Source organism: Paenibacillus rhizosphaerae, assembly GCF_014192015.1.
Classification (GTDB): domain Bacteria; phylum Bacillota; class Bacilli; order Paenibacillales; family Paenibacillaceae; genus Paenibacillus_AQ; species Paenibacillus_AQ rhizosphaerae.
Genome location: NZ_JACHXJ010000001.1, coordinates 1,551,342 through 1,567,542, shown reverse-complemented (window position 1 = coordinate 1,567,542; position 16,201 = coordinate 1,551,342). Strand labels below are relative to the sequence as shown.

The 16,201-nt window shown below is 52.2% G+C and carries 15 protein-coding genes; 3 read left to right on the top strand and 12 right to left on the bottom strand.

The window, feature by feature from the left end; all coding sequences use genetic code 11:
• Positions 1-28: 28 nt before the first annotated feature.
• Complete coding sequence (dhaK, locus tag FHS19_RS06820) at positions 29-1,792, bottom strand: dihydroxyacetone kinase subunit DhaK (protein ID WP_183580462.1); 1,764 nt, start codon at positions 1,790-1,792, stop codon at positions 29-31.
• A gap of 334 nt (positions 1,793-2,126) precedes the next feature.
• Between dhaK and FHS19_RS06815 the strand changes: the two genes are divergently transcribed.
• Positions 2,127-3,002, top strand: a complete 876-nt coding sequence (locus FHS19_RS06815) for an SPL family radical SAM protein (protein WP_183580459.1) — start codon at positions 2,127-2,129, stop codon at positions 3,000-3,002.
• A 103-nt stretch (positions 3,003-3,105) separates the two neighbouring features.
• Here the strand turns inward: FHS19_RS06815 and FHS19_RS06810 are convergent, their stop codons facing one another.
• The 5 genes from FHS19_RS06810 to FHS19_RS06790 form a co-directional block, all read right to left on the bottom strand.
• Positions 3,106-3,969: an SDR family oxidoreductase gene (locus FHS19_RS06810; RefSeq protein WP_183580456.1), complete on the bottom strand. Its 864-nt coding sequence runs from the start codon at positions 3,967-3,969 to the stop codon at positions 3,106-3,108.
• Positions 3,970-4,210: 241 nt separating this feature from the next.
• Positions 4,211-5,692, bottom strand: a complete 1,482-nt coding sequence (locus FHS19_RS06805) for an S-layer homology domain-containing protein (protein WP_183580452.1) — start codon at positions 5,690-5,692, stop codon at positions 4,211-4,213.
• Between the two features lie 132 nt (positions 5,693-5,824).
• A complete protein-coding gene (locus FHS19_RS06800; protein WP_183580449.1) occupies positions 5,825-6,520 on the bottom strand; it encodes a response regulator transcription factor in 696 nt (231 codons plus the stop codon).
• Entirely contained in the window at positions 6,502-7,998 is a 1,497-nt protein-coding gene (locus FHS19_RS06795) for a sensor histidine kinase (protein ID WP_183580446.1), read from the bottom strand. The genes FHS19_RS06800 and FHS19_RS06795 overlap by 19 nt, the downstream gene beginning before the upstream one ends.
• A 111-nt stretch (positions 7,999-8,109) precedes the next feature.
• Positions 8,110-8,700: an ankyrin repeat domain-containing protein gene (locus FHS19_RS06790; protein ID WP_312887154.1), complete on the bottom strand. Its 591-nt coding sequence runs from the start codon at positions 8,698-8,700 to the stop codon at positions 8,110-8,112.
• A 320-nt stretch (positions 8,701-9,020) separates the two neighbouring features.
• Here FHS19_RS06790 and FHS19_RS06785 point away from each other — a divergent pair, with 320 nt between their 5' ends.
• The gene (locus tag FHS19_RS06785) at positions 9,021-9,215 is read left to right on the top strand and encodes a hypothetical protein (RefSeq protein WP_183580440.1); all 195 of its coding nucleotides are present in this window, start codon (positions 9,021-9,023) and stop codon (positions 9,213-9,215) included.
• Between the two features lie 81 nt (positions 9,216-9,296).
• Here FHS19_RS06785 and FHS19_RS06780 read toward each other — a convergent pair whose 3' ends face one another.
• Positions 9,297-10,160, bottom strand: a complete 864-nt coding sequence (locus FHS19_RS06780) for a LysR family transcriptional regulator (RefSeq protein ID WP_183580437.1) — start codon at positions 10,158-10,160, stop codon at positions 9,297-9,299.
• Positions 10,161-10,303: 143 nt separating this feature from the next.
• On the opposite strand from FHS19_RS06780, the gene FHS19_RS06775 reads away from it, so the two are divergent.
• On the top strand, positions 10,304-11,521 hold the full coding sequence (locus FHS19_RS06775; RefSeq protein WP_183580434.1) for an MFS transporter: 1,218 nt from the start codon (positions 10,304-10,306) through the stop codon (positions 11,519-11,521).
• Between the two features lie 13 nt (positions 11,522-11,534).
• On the opposite strand, the gene FHS19_RS06770 is transcribed toward FHS19_RS06775, so the two are convergent.
• From FHS19_RS06770 to FHS19_RS06750, 5 genes are all read right to left on the bottom strand, one after another.
• Positions 11,535-11,918, bottom strand: coding sequence for a YciI family protein (locus tag FHS19_RS06770; RefSeq protein WP_183580431.1), 384 nt, complete (start codon positions 11,916-11,918; stop codon positions 11,535-11,537).
• Between the two features lie 108 nt (positions 11,919-12,026).
• Positions 12,027-13,115, bottom strand: a complete 1,089-nt coding sequence (locus tag FHS19_RS06765) for a GerAB/ArcD/ProY family transporter (RefSeq protein ID WP_183580428.1) — start codon at positions 13,113-13,115, stop codon at positions 12,027-12,029.
• Between the two features lie 15 nt (positions 13,116-13,130).
• Positions 13,131-13,364 (bottom strand): hypothetical protein, encoded by a 234-nt coding sequence (locus FHS19_RS06760; RefSeq protein ID WP_183580425.1) that lies wholly within the window; start codon positions 13,362-13,364, stop codon positions 13,131-13,133.
• Between the two features lie 10 nt (positions 13,365-13,374).
• Positions 13,375-14,547 carry a Ger(x)C family spore germination protein gene (locus FHS19_RS06755; protein ID WP_183580422.1) on the bottom strand — a complete coding sequence of 391 codons (1,173 nt, stop codon included), beginning with the start codon at positions 14,545-14,547 and terminating at the stop codon, positions 13,375-13,377.
• Positions 14,544-16,046 carry a spore germination protein gene (locus tag FHS19_RS06750; RefSeq protein WP_183580419.1) on the bottom strand — a complete coding sequence of 501 codons (1,503 nt, stop codon included), beginning with the start codon at positions 16,044-16,046 and terminating at the stop codon, positions 14,544-14,546. Before FHS19_RS06750 ends, FHS19_RS06755 begins: the two co-directional genes overlap by 4 nt.
• Positions 16,047-16,201 lie beyond the last annotated feature (155 nt).

The window sequence follows — 16,201 nt, the reverse complement described above, 5'->3', positions numbered from 1 at the left end:
CATGCCCCCTTAGTCCATTAATAGAATCTCACTGATCCGACGATTTGAGGGAATGTGCGAGTTCGGTAAATATCACGCCTAACGCGTAGGCTCCCGCATCCGGGTATCCGATGCTCCGGTCGCCAACTGTTCCGGCCCGGCCCATCCGGGCCGAAATAAGCTCGGTCTGCTTGGCCCCCTCAACAGCTGCCTCTGCCGCGGACAGGCCTGCGCCGATCAGATCTGTGCCCTGTTCGGCCGCCTTCGCCCAGGCTGCCGCATACGGGACAAGCGCATCGATCAGCGTTTTGTCTCCAACGATGGCCCCCCGTCCAAAGGAACGTTCGCCCGTATCCTGGATCCCCTTAACAGCGGCACTCATCATGCCGGCAATGTCTGTTACGGACAGCTCACTCCGGTTCCCCGCAAATTTGCCTGCCGCCCGGAAGGCCGAACCCCAGATCGGACCGGAGGCACCGCCGCAATGCTCCATAATGATCAGAGAGCAGGCATCGAGAAATCCGCCGATGCCCTGCGTCTGGGAAATGAGCTCCGCCCATTCCGCTTTGAGCTGCTTAAACCCTTTGGCCACGCTCATTCCAAAGTCACCGTCGCCGGCATGAGCATCCAGCTCACAGAACGGAATCTCATTTTCGATAATGACGCCGCTCATACGATCAACCAAATAAATCAGGTTATCCAGCGTAAGCTGATTGTCGTGTATGACCCCATGTGCTTCTTCCGTCACTGCGCCGAAGGATGCCGGTTGTAGTACGGTCTCTTCATCAGGTTCGTACAGTACCGGCTCAAATGGTCCGCGGACAGTCAGAGCCGGCGTATCGCATTCCTTGCTGAGAAGCTGCTTCAACTGGGGATTCAGCTTCATGATCGAGAGTGACGCACCGGCCATATCAATGCTTGTCATGTAGTTGCCGACGAATACTTTATATACAGTGACGTTCCGGGAGGCAAGCTCACGTATGACAGCATAATTCAACAGGTATAGTTCCTGCAGCGGCGTACCGCCGAATCCGTTCACCAGAACGGCCACCTCCGTGGGAGCGCTTTCGCTGACGCGTAAGCTTTGCAGCAGCTCGGCAACCATTCGGGAGGCCAGTTCGTCAGCCGTGATCAGCTTCTCGCGCCGGATGCCGGGCTCGCCATGAATGCCGACGCCGTATTCCATTTCCTGATCGCCGATCTCAAACGTCGGGCTGCCTTTCGCCGGCACTGTGCAGGACGTGAGGGCAAAACCGATGCTTTTGACGTTATCGACCGCATTCTGGGCGGCCTGCTTGACTTCCTCCAGCGGTAAGCCCGCTTCCGCAGCGGCTCCTGCGATTTTATGTACGAGTACCGTTCCGGCGACGCCTCTTTTGCCGACGGTATACAGGCTGTCTTCAACGGCGATATCGTCATCTACCTTTACGTAGTCGACCTGGATGCCGTCCTCGGCAGCCAGATGGGCCGCATTGTTAAAGTTCATGATGTCGCCGCTATAGTTTTTAATGATGAGCAGCGTCCCCTTCTTGCTCGCAGTAGAGCGAATCGCCTGGTACACCTGAATCTGGGATGGTGAAGCAAACACGTCGCCGCACACGGCCACATCCAGCATCCCTTTGCCGACGAATCCGGCATGTGCCGGTTCATGGCCGCTGCCGCCGCCGCTGATCAGCGTCACTTTATCCTGCTGGATCACTTTCTTCTTGATCATGTTATATTTACGGATAAACTCCAGCTCAGGGTGGGCCAAAACGATGCCGCTGCACATCTCCGCGACGAGTGTCTCGGGTCGGTTCATAATTTTCTTCATGGGATCGCGTCCTTTCTTAACATTAATAACCGAGGAAAACCATTTTGTAAAAACACTCCATCTCACTATTCCATTATACCGATGCTGAGATCAATTTTAATGGGGACGACGTACGGAATTTATCAGTCACCCGAATATCTGTTGTCTCATCAAGGATTGCCACAACCGAATGCCTAAAAGATACCTTAGAAAATGAAAAAAAAGCACGGTGGAGTTTGCCTGTTCTATAATCGATACATAAATGGTTACGTAATAATTATTATGTAAACCAATAAAGAGGCCTCTCCCTAAACCGCCGCCATATCGGTTACAATATGGGAAAGGAGCTGTGGATATGAACATCAATACGAAAGAAATCACGGCCAAAACGATCCTCACCGAAGTAAAAGGATACTTGGATGTGGGGTTCACCCATTCGTTAAATTCATACAGCGGCTGTGCCTTTGCCTGCAAATACTGTTATGTAAGGGAAATGCCCATCCAGAAATTTAAAGACATGCCTTGGGGAACCTGGCTGGAGGTCAAAACGAACGCGGCTGAAAATTACCGCAAGGAGATATTAAAGCTGCGGAAGAAAAACAAACCGGTTCATATTTTTATGTCATCCGCCACCGATCCTTACCAACCTATAGAACGCAAAGCGAACATTACCCGGGGGGTTCTCGAGGAAATGATCGGCTATCCGCCGGATTCGCTGCAAATTCAAACGCGCGGGCCGCTCATCACGCGAGACATTGACTTGTTGAACCAGCTCAAGGATAAATGCGAACTGCTGGTATCGATGACGGTGGAGACCGACCGGGAGGATATGAAGCGGATCTTTGCCCCGCAAGCACCTGGTATACACCTCCGTCTCAGCGCCTTACAGGAAATTCATGAAGCAGGCATCGTGACGCAGGCTTCCATCTCGCCGGTACTCCCTTTTACACCTGATTTCCCCAAAGTCTTGAGAGGCATTGCGGATTACGTATGGATCGATACACTGCTGATTGGAGACGGCATGCTTGGCAAACGCTCAGCCAGACTGGGGATGCCAGCTCTTTTCGAGGAGCACGGATTAACGCGTTGGTACGACAAAGATATTCATCATCGGGTATTGAAATACTTCAACAAACATTTCCAGCCTGACCGGATTCGCGTTTCCAAAGAAGAGGCTTTTCCGATGAAACAGACAGATGCTAAGAAGAATAACCTAAAGCTAGACCATTAGATATCACACCGGCAAAAAAGCTGCAGACCGGGTCGCATATGACCTGACGGTACTCCAGCTTTCTTCATTTCGCATCAAGCTCCAGGCCGCCGCCGAAGCTTCCTTATTTAAGCCCGCTTACAATCTGATCCAGCGCTTTCTTTATCGGCGTTAGCGGCCGGCCGAGCAGCTTCTCGAAATCCTGGCTCTCGATCTCGAGCTGGCCTCCCCGGATCCCCTGCTGAATGCCTACAACCATCGGGAGGGCAAACTCCGGTACTCCAGCTTGTTTCATGATGTTGGCATATTGTTCGTCGTCGACCTGTTGGAGCGGTACCTCTTTACCCAGCACCTCGCCCAGCGCAGTCACCAGTTCCGCTTGGGTCAGCGGTTTGCCGGACAGCTCGTATACGGTGTTCTCATGACCTTCCCCCGCTAAAACAGCTGCGGCCGCTTCGGCATACTCCTGCTGCAGTGCCCAGCCAACCTTGCCGGAACCTGCGGACGTCACCCACGACGCTCCGGCTAGGACCCCCTCAATGCTCGGAATCTCATTCTCCAGGTACCAGTTGTTCCGCAGGAACGAATACGGAATCCCTGTCTTCAAAACTGCTTGTTCTGCTGCTTGATGCGGCGGTGCAAGAAACAGCTTGCTCTCAGCTGCATTCCCCAAGCTCGTGTAGGCGATGAAACGGACATTGGCTCTTGCGGCAGCCTCCACCGCATTCGTATGCTGCCGAATCCGGGTTTCGTTGTCTCCGTCTGCAGAGATCATGAGCAGCCGGTCAATCCCGGCAAAGGCTGTATCCAACGTTTCCGGCAGGTCAAAGTCACCATGGCGGACGTCAACGCCCCTGTCCCGAAGATCCTCAGCCTTGTCCGGATTGCGCACGCTGACCGCCAATTGACTGGCAGGGACGGTCTGCAATAGGATCTCCACCACTTTTCTGCCCAGTTTCCCGGTTGCTCCGGTCACCAATAATTTCATCCTGATTCCTCCATTGTAACGTTATGATCTCATTGTCACATGATGATCTTAATTGTAACCATATTGGTAACAAATAAATATGTAACTATTATAGTTACAGGATGGTCAGGTGTCAACCTGAAGAACCACTGCTCATTATTAAAGCCTTGGCTAAGGGTGACCCAATTAACCCTGAGCGTTACAGAATAATAAAAAGCCGCCGGGACATCCGGCAGCCGAAACAAGTAAACGTCTATATGAATTAATCCGCCGTCAGTTGAGTCCGGGAAGAACCGGCCCACTCTCCCACCGGCGTGACGGTGTAGGCCGTGCCTTTCACAAGCTTGCTGTCTGGGGCAAGATCAAAAATGCCAACGGCACCTTTCCGGCTGGAGTATTTATACGTCGCGGTTAACTTATGCCCTTCCGCATTCGTCAGCTCCACGCTGCGGCCCGAGAAGAGCTCGTCTCCCGGATCCTCCGACAGCGTGACAGCGATCGAGGTGTCGCTCATGGCTTCGGCACCGATGATGTCAAGCGGAGCGATGCTTTGCGCCACGAAAGACGGGCGTTCGATCTGCGCCCAATCCGAAGTCACCGTGTAGGTGACGCCTGGAGTCAGGGTTTTGCCCTCAGGCAGACGGAATTTCGGTTCCTGTCTGCCATCGGTCGATTGCGTGAACGGTACATATTTAGCTACCATCGGTTGTCCGCCCTCCGGCGTAATCGTTACCTCCCTGGCTTGTCCAGAGGAAATGATCTGATAAGTCACACCGTTTGCGCGGTTGTTCCCGTCGAGGACGAAGGCATCTGCTCCCCGGCCGGCGCTGTATGCGGAAATGACATATCCGTAGTCAACCACGCCGTTCGCCTGAAGAGATTCCAGCTCAAACGTATCATTCGTTACCTGTCTGGTCTCCGTCATGTTCAGTTTTTCCCCATTCCCGGTAAATGTCCCCGCATTCGCTCCTCTGTAAGTCAGGGAGTATTGGAAACCCGGCTGCTGAACAGAGGTCGGTACTATATAGGTAGCAATGGAACCCGTTTTCAGCCGCGGCAGATTGGTTAACGTAAGACCGCCGGTAAAGGCAAAGTCTTCTTTAGCTTTCGTAAATACCTCTTTGTCCGCCGTCAAGGGCGCATCAAACGTCACGATCAGCGTAATCGCATTCAAGGAACGAAGGCTGGTGATTGTGGCTTTGTCTGACGGAATCGCCCGATGCGCCGTATCCAGTAAAAACGCGGCTTCACCACGGGTAACCGGAACGCTGCCTGAGTCAAGACGTTCGGCCCAGTATTCCACGGATTTCGCATCCCGCTTTAATGCTTTGGTTACCATCTGTACGAGTTCCGTTTTCGTTACGGTTCCGCGAGGCTCAAAACGCCCGTCGTTTGACTGCATGATTCCTTGTGCTGCCACTTCAGCCGCGTATTTCGAAAACCAAGCCTGCGGATCGACGTCCGTGAATTCTTCCTGGGCCTGATCTGTTCCCTGCAGGCTAAACGCCAGGGCAAGCAATTTGGCCAGCTCTGCACGCGTGACAGGTTGTCCTACAGCGAGTGAACCGTCCTCGTACCCCTGCATGATATGAAGACGCGACAGCTGATTGACTGCTTGGCTGATATCTCCTGCTGCCAGCGTGCTTGAATCCCCTGCGGCATGCGCTGCTCCGATAGGCAGGGCGGCTGTTCCCAGTGCTGCGGCCAGCATCAAGCCGGCGAGTTTGTTGGCATGTTTATTCATCGATGGTTCCTCCTTCAATCCCTTTAATGGATTGGTGTTTGTCATGTCTCTATCGTAATCGAGGAGGATAAACAGCCAAGAAACCCGGTATGAACAGATTCGAAACTTTATATTAACAATTTATTAAATCGGTCACACAGTGAACCGGTAACCCGCTCCCCATACCGTTTCAATATACTGCGGGTTGGAGGGATCGACCTCCATCTTCTCCCTCAGTCTGCGGACATGTACGGTGACGGTGGCGATATCCCCGTTCGAATCCATGCCCCAGATCCGTTCAAACAGCTCGCTTTTGCTGAATACCCGGTTCGGATGGCTGGCCAGAAATTCAAGCAGGCTGAATTCCCGTGAAGTAAATATGACCTCCTTGTTGCGGACGTACACCCGGCGTGCCGCCTGATCCATGACCAGGCCGCGGATATGGATTTCGGTCTTGTGAACCGCTTCATGCCTGCTCATGAGCCGTTCATACCGGGTCACATGCGCTTTTGCCCTGGCAACCAGCTCACTCGGGCTGAACGGCTTCGTAATATAATCGTCGGCGCCCAGGTTAAACGCCCGAATTTTATCGATCTCTTCATTTTTGGCGGAGACGATCAGGATCGGAACTTCCTTCGCCTGCCTGATCCGGCTGCACAATTCAAAACCGTTCAATCCCGGAAGCTGCAGGTCGACAATGATGAGATTGTAGTCCGTTTCAAGGGCAAGCTGCAGCCCATCATCTCCATGATGACATAAATCCACATGAAATCCGTTCAATTCAAAATAATCCTGTTCCAATTGCGCGATGGTCGTCTCGTCTTCAATAATCAGAATGCTGCCGGCCATGTCTGCCTTCCCCCCTCTTGGTCAGCTGTACGTCTCAGTGTGAAGAATAGGCGGGTGCCCACACCTACCTCGCTTTCCACCCAGATCCTGCCCCCGTGCCCCTCAATAATCTGGCTGGCTATGGCCAGACCCAAACCGCTGCCACCGGTTGAAGAATTCCGCGAAGCTTCCGCGCGGTAGAACCGTTCGAAAATATGCGGCAGCGACTCTTGCGGGATCCCCGTTCCGTTATCCCTGATTTCGACGGTTACCCATTCCCGTCCGGGTTGAACGGAGATCAGGATGCTCCTCTGTTCTTTGTCCATGTAGTTCTGTGCGTTTCCGATCATATTCAGCACGGTACGCTTTATTTTTTCCGGATCGGCAAACACGTCAACCGGCGGAATCGGCCGATGAGACCATCCAATGACAACTCCCTTCTCTTCCAGAACGTATCGCTGCTCTTCAATGCAGTCGTCCAGAAATTCAACGATGTCAACCGCCTCAAGCGTAAAGGGCACCTGCTTCAAATCCAGCTTGGAGTACAGGAAAAGCTCATCCACAAGCTTGTCCAGGTCGACGGCCTTGGAGTAGATGATGTTAACGTACTTGTTCATTTTCTCGGGCGTATCCGCTACTCCATCGCGAATGCCTTCAATATAGCCTTTAATGTTGGTTATGGGCGTCCGCAGGTCATGGGAAATGTTCGAAATGAGCTCCTTCCGGTTCGCCTCATCCTCCAGCCGCAGCTGAACCGACCCCTGCAGCCTTTTCCGCATATTTTCAAAAGCTGCATTCAACTGCCCGATCTCATCCCTCGTACTCGGTTCAAGAGAAAACTGCAGATTGCCCATCTGAATATGCTCCGCCAAGTGACGAAGCCGGTCCAGTGGCTTAACAACGCTGCGAGTAATCCAGCGGAATAGCAGCGCATTGAATACCACGATGATGCCTGCCAAGCTAATGACGAATGCGGGAAGAAGCTTTCTCGTCACTTCACCGAACGGACTCCGCTCGCGAATGACGAACACGCTGCCTTTCTGGCCATCCGAGTAATGAAAGTCGTATTTGGCATACGCATAAAAACGTTCACCGATATTAAACGTACTGCGGATTTGGTTGTTGTTCAGATCATAAGGCGGCAAATGCTGTTCCAGCTCAGGCTGGTTGAACGTATACGACTGGTAGATCCGTCCGGTCTCACGGCGGACATAGAGTCCCGCTCTGACCGTTTTGAGCTTGAAATCGAAATCTTTCAGCAGCTCATTATCCTGCAGGCGATCCGGCTCATTTTTGGCAAGATACTTCAATTCCACAAAGATGGACTCTTCTTGTTCCGTCAGCGGATTGAGCTGATAGTGGACTTTGTAAAAATCGCGCAGGCTGTGTACGTCGCCTGTCGCCGCGATCGTGAACAGGCTGGCCGTCATCACAAAAACCAACAGGCTGATGAGCAGCATGCCGGTATAGGATAATAAGAGCTTAATGCGGATGGACAATTGCTCACCTCCGTTTCACTTTGATGTGTACAGAAAAAGCGAACGGTCCTCACCGTTCGCTCTTTAACGCATGGGTTTTCACATGCACAATTTCGGAGGTTATGCTGATCGTTACGAACCTGCTCGTTCCAGTATTGCGGCGATTTCGCGATAACCTTTGCTTTCGGCGTGCTGCAGCGGAGTGATGCCTTCCGCGTCGGTGATCTCCCTATCCGCGCCATGATCGATCAGCAGTTGAACGATTTGCTGATGCTTCCCCCCGCCGTTGCCCAAAATGACCGCTTCCAGCAAAGCAGTCCAGTGCAGGCGGTTGATATGATTGACATCGATATCAGTGCGGGTCAGCAGCTCCCGGACCACTTCGACATGGCCCCGTTCGGAAGCCGGGATCAGCGCCGTTCCGCCATAGCGGTTGGTCAGTTTGGTGTCTGCTCCAGCATGGATCGCCAGTTGGAGAATATCCAGCATTCCTTCTGCTCCGGCGTACAGAAATACATTGTTGAGCTGATGATCCCTGATGTTGATGTCCGCCCCTTGGCTGATCAGCAGCTGGACCATCTCCGTCTGATGGTTGTATGTCGCAGACATGACAGCCGTTCTGCCGCGTTCATCCTGTGCGTTGATATCGGTTCCGTCCTGAAGCAGCTTCTTTACCGCCTCAAGATCACCCGCTTCGGCCGATGGAATGAATTCCCGAGTCACCGTTTCCACCCCCGTTGTTGGCGTTTGTTCCTTCGATTGGTCTGTTGAATGGCCCGGCAAGATGTCGCATGAGCTGAGCCAAAGTATGCAAACGATACATAAAAAGAGACGAATCATGGATCATATCCCCTTTGTCCTACTCAACGACATGCTAACACGCCCATTCCCATATGCAAAATATTTAAAACCTTTGTTCCGCTTACTTTTTTCGTATAACGATTCCTGTGCCGCATCTTTATACGTACATGAAGCGTAAGTTTGGCAAGCATCGAGGCGGGTAATAATAAGAAAGTGAATTTGAATCCGAGGAGGCTTTCCCCATGACAACCCAAGATCCGAAAAAGATACTGAAACAAAAGCATGAGCAAGATGAGCAGAAGACGGAATTCACTGAATTCGCCCGCAGCCAGTCGGGACACACTGAAATGGAGGCCGGCCAGGAATTCGGCCATGACCGCGCGCCCGATGAACAAAACCGCATGAAATCTGTTGAGAATCGTCAGAGCAGCCGTTAAGTAGTATTTTCGTCCTGTTCAGCTATCCATTGAATATAGATGAACAAACAAGCCGCTCCGGATATGCCGGAAGCGGCTTGTTCAAGTTTCTTTCATCATTCGAACAAACTCCATGGACGCCGGTGAAATCTCCGTAAATGAAAGCGCGATGATCCCAATCTCCCTAGTGATGACAGGCGTTATGGGCTTAACGGTAAGTTCATGGGACACGGAAGACAGCGTAAAGTCGAAAACAAGACCGATCCCGAGCCGTCTGCTGACCATATGGATCAAGGTTTCGGCGGTTTGGACGGTCAAGTTGCTTTCGAGACGAATAGGGTACTGTTCAAGTAGGCTGTTCATCGCCGCTTCATGCCCGCCTTTACAATAAATCATGTCATGCTGATATCTTCCGAGATCGACAATCTCTGTATTCTGCAGCTCATGATCATCCGGAATGACAGCCACCATATGATCCTGAACCAGGCTATGATGCTCAAATCCCGTAAACGGGGAAGCGACGAGCCCGATTTCCACGGTACGGTCGGTTACCCATTCCTTGATCTGGTCGGATACCCCCTCACTAAGTTCGATTTGAACTTGAGGATACTTGGCCCGGAACCTGGCGATAGCCTCCGGGAGTAACAGGGTCGACGCAGCGGGAAACGATCCGATTTTGACTTTTCCGGTTAGCAACTGGCTCTCCCGGCTGGCGACTTGGTGAATACGGTTTTCAATGGACTGCATCTGCCTGGCCAATACGAGAATCTCTCTGCCGACATCGGTCAGAATGATCCCCTTCTGCTTATCCCTCACAAAGAGCCTCACTTGCAGCGCATCTTCAAGCTGTTTGATGGTTTTGCTCACCGCCGGCTGAGATATAAACAACGCTTTCGCCGCTTCGGTAATGTTCAATTTCTCGGCGGCTGTCATAAAGACATTCAGATGGTTCAAGTTTATTTTCATCGCGCAATAACATAACCTGACGGTTATCCCCTCTATTCCAAATGTGTATTTCAGTTATGAACTATTATAACGTATTCTAAGGGCACGACAACACTGAGGCACTGTACACATTCGAAGGGTTGTTTGAAAAGGAGGAGATTACCTTGATCGATCATGCAAAAAACGCGGAAATTCCACAGGCATCGGAGGAATCCCGCATATCAACAAGCCGCATCTGGACTACCGCCTGGATCGTAACAGCCGTATTCATGCTGTCCAATTCAGCGACGCCGTTGTATGTACAATGGCAGACGGCGATGGGATTCACGAACGGAACCCTGACGGTCATTTTTGCGGCATATATCATTGGCTTGCTTGGCACCCTGCTCGCAGCCGGCCAATTATCGGACCGCTTCGGACGCAAGGCTGTACTGTTCCCGGGTCTTTTAGCAGCGGTGGCCGCTTGTGCGCTGTTTGCTTCGGCCGATTCGGTCGGCATGCTGCTCGCGGCGCGGCTGCTGACAGGCATCGCCGTCGGTGTCATCGTCTCCGCCGGCATGGCGGCGGTTGTGGACTCCGGCGGCCACAGCAAGAAACAGCTGGCTTCCCTTGCAGCCTCCATGGCTATGGTCCTCGGAGCAGGACTTGGGCCACTGCTGGCCGGAATGATGGCCCAATTTCTTACACATCCTGTTATGCCGGTGTTTCTCGTTCAATTTATCATTTTGGCAACAGCCTTTGTGGTGGCAGCCCGTCTCCCCTCCCGGCGGCATCCTGCACATGAAGAATGGAAACTGCGTTTCCCGTCAGTTCCTGAGCATAACCGTCTGCATCTAGCTTTGGGAATATCCGCATTTGCCCCGGGCATTACCTCGACCTCCTTTGTGCTGTCGCTGGGTCCGTCGCTGCTGTCCAAGCTGCTTCATGTGACCAGTCCCTTCGTGGCTGGAGGAACGGCCTGTATCATGTTCTTGGCGGCGACGGGGATACAAATCGTTGTCAAAAGACTGCCGGTTCGCAGCCTGTTTCTCCTGGGAAGCGCGGCAACCCTTTTGTCTATGATATGCCTGGTTTCTGCTGTCATTTATTCGGCACCCGCGTTCCTTGTTCTGGCCGCGATATCCGCAGGAGCAGGACAGGGATTGGGGCAGCTCGGAGGACTGACGCTGATCAGCGTGCATGTCCCGGCACATCACCGCGCCGAGGCTAATGCGGTACTGAATATCGGTGGATACGTACCTGCCGCATTGCTGCCGATCGGAACAGGATTTTTGATCGATATGACCGGCATTTCTCTGGGTGCCTCGATGTTTGCGGCGGTGCTGGCTGCAGTTTCGGTCGCGGGTGCCGTTTTTGTAACAGTGAAATTACATCAAAGATAAAGCAAAACGACGGTTAGCCCTCTGGGCTGAACGATTCAAAATGATGAACGGGGCGAATTTCGATACGCCAGCCAAACGATTCGCCAGCACTCACCTGAACGGCCGGATGAAGCGATGCCACTCGGGCCGCCTCGTCCAGATCCTCAGCCTCGATCAAAAACGCGCTGCCAATCAGCTCCTTTGATTCGGTAAACGGACCGTCCAGAATTCTCAGCTTTCCGTTCTTGCGCTGCAGGGTCGTCGCGACCTTGTCCAGCCCGGCATCTAGAAGCACCTTCCCGCTTTGATACAAGTGTTCAAGATGGGGCTTGCACTCCTGCATCACTCCGTTGATTTCCTCCTGAGGTCTGGCATCCATCAGCTCCGGCTCAAGGTAACCTAAACATAGATATTTCATAACTTCATCTCCTTATCGTCTTATACAGCATTATAACGCTGCCTATATAAGACGACGAGAGAGATATTCCCGAATCGACATCTCTTTGCGAAGAATTGTAAAAAAAGTTTAGTTCCGAGTTCCGCTTCCGCGAACAAGGCTGACCAGGAGGAAAAGGATCGGCAGCAGCAGCAACGTGATGATGGAACTGCCCGTTCCCCCAGTGGGAAAATACTGCAGCATTTGCTGAAAATTTTTCGCAACCCAAATGCTAAACACGCCGATCAGCAGGCCAACCGGAAATACCAGCGGACGGAAATCCGTCATCTTCATCCATTGGGCCGTCCCCAGAGCAAGCGTATAATACCACATCGAGATTTGTACAAAGCCGCCAAGGATCCAAAGCGCCATCACGATGGCTTCTACATGGGAGAAGAAATCGGCGATATTCACAAAGCGCGAAGCAGACAGGAACGGGAATGTGAGGTTGGCCGTCGATTCCCCAAACAAAAACAAACAAGTAAAATTCGTGATGACCATCGTGATCATCATTAGGAGTACGGCAAACAGCCCACCCTTGAGGCCGTTGCCACCTTGTCGGACGGACGGGTAGACCGATGAAATGAAGATGAACTCCATGAACCAGACGGAAGGCTCCAGTGATCCTTTGAGCGAAGGCATGACTCCGGTCCCCAGAACGGGGAGCATATTGGAATAGTTGTATTCCGCTAGAAGAAACAGAAAAATCGCCAGGACGAAGCACAAAAAAATGGGACCGAAAATCTGTGCGAATCGTCCGATCACTTCAACGCCGGACCGTACAGCGAATGAGCATGTCAAAACAATGCACCCGATAATCATGACCAGCGGGGTTTTGGGCAGAAACGCCTGTACGATAAATTCGGCATATTCCCGGGTAATCAAGCCAATCGCGTCGATTTGGAATAAGAGGAAGACTATCCCCAGAATGCTTCCCATCCATTTTCCAAAAAGCCGCTGCGCCTGCTCGATCAAAGTTAGTCCCGGATTCCTTCGATGCAGAAGCCAAGCTACGGTGACGTTGAAGAAACCGAAAACAGAGCCTATGATCGGCGATATCCACATGTCCTGCTTGGCATACATCGCTGTAAAGGAAGGCACGACGAGGATGGAGGTCCCGCCGATCATCAGGTACATCATCAAGCACAGCTGAAGATTCGAAACTTTCTCCTTGTCCATACCGCCGCCCCCCTTCTAGCCCTCGGGATAAAAAATAATCCAAATCGGTTTCGTCACTTGGTTGATCCATTCGGTCGGACCGGGCAAGCCGGGAGCAAACAGCAGCAGGACCGCCACCACCCACCCTGCGCAAGTAATAACGGCAATCGCTGCCCGTTCCTTCTTCTTCTTGGGGTCTACAATCGAAAAATCATATAGAAACACGGCCGCAGAGAGCAGCGTAATGCCTAGCAGCTTTAGAACGAACATCGCTTATCCCTCATTTATAGCTTTTTCCGGCAAAACCAGGCGATTTTATGTTCACAGCAGAATCGGCGTAGACACTGACTTCCGGGAAAATCTCGTCCCATCGGGACTGTTCCTTGGTCCAACGTTTCGGATATTTTCGCCAAAACGCATCGCCCGTACCAAAAATATCGGCGTGGGTCTCATCCTGGATCTGCCGAAACGTCTCTTTCACCTTGGACTCGATTTCTTTGTTCAGCTGCTGTTCCAATCGGGGCAATTCATTGGGCAGCATCACATTGACATGGCTCTCATTCTGAAGCACACTTGCTTCACCATGAATCCGGACCAGAATACTCCATTGATTTCTGCGAATCGTCGGGATTAATTTCGTATGGCATTTGATTAGCCGGACGGACATAACGCCCCCGCCCTTGCCCTTAATCTCCTGTATAGGAAACGTTACCGTCGTTGATTCCAGCTCGTTGCGGATGATCTGAACGTACCGTTTGGCCTCCCCTTGATATTGGCCTGTCATCTTCCCCTTGATTAAAACCGCTGCCCCGTTAATGTACGGATAAGTATTGCTGCCTCCAGCTTCCTCCTTTCGTCCAACCAGGGGAACAACGAGAGCCTTCGACCGCCCTGTCAGCATCCCGCTCAAATCTTTTAGCGTCAGCCCCATCCCCCCCGATAGAACGGTCAACTCGCGAAGGGTTTCAGCGCTGTCCCGCTCCATCCGCGTGTTTATGCTCAGAATGTTCTTAGCCCTGCCCTTGCTGACAAAAAAATAAGCATGCTCCCTTGGCTGAGGATGGCGAAAGAGGAAATCGACCTGGTCCAATATTCCCCTCTTGGCGAGCTCCTCCCCGGCGATAAATACTTCGCTGTGGCCCCAAAAGACTTTGCGGGGCATTTCCTCCTGCAGCCGTTGGGCCGCATCCGCCAAATCCGTCCCGATGGCGCTTTTCACGATAACCATATCTCCTTTGTTTCCACTGTTCATCATCTCGCCGTCGCTGCTCGTTCTGGACTGGTTGGGCGTGTATACCTGCACGGAGAGCTCTACCTTTCCGTTTGGCGCGGCATCCATCCCAGCGGCCATAATTAAAGCCAGATCGTTCACTTCGGTGCGGTCCCAGCACCCTGAAATGAATGGAATTATCGTACACAGAAGAAATGCAGCGGCAAGTCTTGCGCTTGTCATCTTCCGCGGCCTCCCCGGCCGGGTCCTGGGCGCTGGTTAGCACCTTGGCGATACCTGTTCCAAACGCCGGTTCGCGGCCTTGTATTCATTTTCCAAGATGGGACGCGGACCAGGATGTCCTTCAGCTGGCTGAGACGGGTGGCGGTTGACAGCGAAACATAAGGAACGCCAAACGAACGAAGCGCGAACAGATGCGTCAGGATTAAGGTGAGCCCCATCATCAGTCCGAAAAAGCCCATAAAACCTGCCAGCAGCATCATGGGAAACCGAAGCAGCCGGATCGATATGCCAAAGGCGAAATGGGGAATCAGAAACGAGGAGATACCGGTGATCGCTACGACCATGACCATCGGCGAAGAGACGAGGCCGGCGGCAATAGCCGCCTGACCAATGACCAGCGCTCCCACGATGCTGACCGCGGCGCCAATCTGCTTAGGCAGTCTGACCCCGGCTTCTCTCAGGGCTTCGAACGTGATTTCCATCAGCAGCGCTTCGACCAGAGCCGGGAACGGTATTTGCTCCCTCGATTTGGTCATATTAAGCAGCAGCGTCGTAGGAATCATCTCCTGATGATAGGTAACGATAGCGACATAGAATGAGGGCCCGATGAGAGCAATGAACGTGAAAAAATATCGCAGCCAGCGGATGGCTGTCCCGATGTAATAGCGCTGGTAATGATCTTCCGGCGATTGCAGAAAGGTAAAAATCGTTGCTGGAGCAATCAAGGCAATGGGAGTTCCTTCTACGAGTATGGCCGCTTTGCCTTCAAGCAGATTGGCCGCTACCACGTCCGGCCGCTCCGTCGTCTGTAATTGCGGAAAGGGCGAATATGGATTATCCTCGATAAGCTCCTCAATCATCCCGCTTTCCAAGATTCCGTCGATGTCAATGCGGGTAAGACGGCTTTCGATTTCAGTGACCAGCGAGGATTCGATGATTCCACTCACGAAAGCGACGACAACTTCGGTCTGGGAAAACCGTCCGATCCGGATCGATTTCATCTTCAAGTCGGGCGACTTCAGCTTCCGGCGGATCATGGATACATTGACCATCAGCGTTTCGATAAACCCTTCGCGCGGGCCTCTGACGACGGATTCCGCCTCAGGTTCCGTGATCGAGCGCTGCTCCCATTTTGCCAGATACAGAGAGATGGCCCGGTCTTCCCCATCCATCAGCATGACGACATTACCGTCACCAATCTCCATCAATGCTTGATCCATCGTTTGGATCATGGTATACGAGGACACCGGCAAGCATTTGCAAAAATCCCCCAGGGTGGTGCCTCCGTCTTTGGATATCTGTTTCAGCGTGGGTTCGAGTATGTACCGGTTAATCATATCGCTGTCGGTCAAACCCATAAAGTAGACGATGACCGCAGGCGTTTGGCCGCAGTTGAAGTCGTGGAACACGACATCAAAGCAATCCGCATACCGCTGTTTAAGATGAGATATATTTTCTTGTAAATGATCCGAGAAGATGACCTTTTCATTGGTTTGCATGTCCACACCCCCAACCGGCAAAAGTCCATACTGGTGGCAAAATAAAAATTTCCGCTATATGCGGGTTGGCTTCCTAGAAGTTTCTTCGATACATGTTTTTAGTTAGATATAAGAACAGTCATGGCTTCGTTGAATCGCCCCCCTTATATCGCATT

Excerpts from the sequence above, each read along its gene's own strand:
- dhaK (WP_183580462.1), bottom strand. The coding sequence starts at position 1,792 with ATGAAGAAAATTATGAACCGACCCGAGACACTCGTCGCGGAGATGTGC.
- FHS19_RS06815 (WP_183580459.1), top strand. The coding sequence starts at position 2,127 with ATGAACATCAATACGAAAGAAATCACGGCCAAAACGATCCTCACCGAA.
- FHS19_RS06810 (WP_183580456.1), bottom strand. The coding sequence starts at position 3,969 with ATGAAATTATTGGTGACCGGAGCAACCGGGAAACTGGGCAGAAAAGTG.
- FHS19_RS06805 (WP_183580452.1), bottom strand. The coding sequence starts at position 5,692 with ATGAATAAACATGCCAACAAACTCGCCGGCTTGATGCTGGCCGCAGCA.
- FHS19_RS06800 (WP_183580449.1), bottom strand. The coding sequence starts at position 6,520 with ATGGCCGGCAGCATTCTGATTATTGAAGACGAGACGACCATCGCGCAA.
- FHS19_RS06785 (WP_183580440.1), top strand. The coding sequence starts at position 9,021 with ATGACAACCCAAGATCCGAAAAAGATACTGAAACAAAAGCATGAGCAA.
- FHS19_RS06780 (WP_183580437.1), bottom strand. The coding sequence starts at position 10,160 with ATGAAAATAAACTTGAACCATCTGAATGTCTTTATGACAGCCGCCGAG.
- FHS19_RS06770 (WP_183580431.1), bottom strand. The coding sequence starts at position 11,918 with ATGAAATATCTATGTTTAGGTTACCTTGAGCCGGAGCTGATGGATGCC.
- FHS19_RS06765 (WP_183580428.1), bottom strand. The coding sequence starts at position 13,115 with ATGGACAAGGAGAAAGTTTCGAATCTTCAGCTGTGCTTGATGATGTAC.
- FHS19_RS06760 (WP_183580425.1), bottom strand. The coding sequence starts at position 13,364 with ATGTTCGTTCTAAAGCTGCTAGGCATTACGCTGCTCTCTGCGGCCGTG.
- FHS19_RS06755 (WP_183580422.1), bottom strand. The coding sequence starts at position 14,547 with ATGACAAGCGCAAGACTTGCCGCTGCATTTCTTCTGTGTACGATAATT.
- FHS19_RS06750 (WP_183580419.1), bottom strand. The coding sequence starts at position 16,046 with ATGCAAACCAATGAAAAGGTCATCTTCTCGGATCATTTACAAGAAAAT.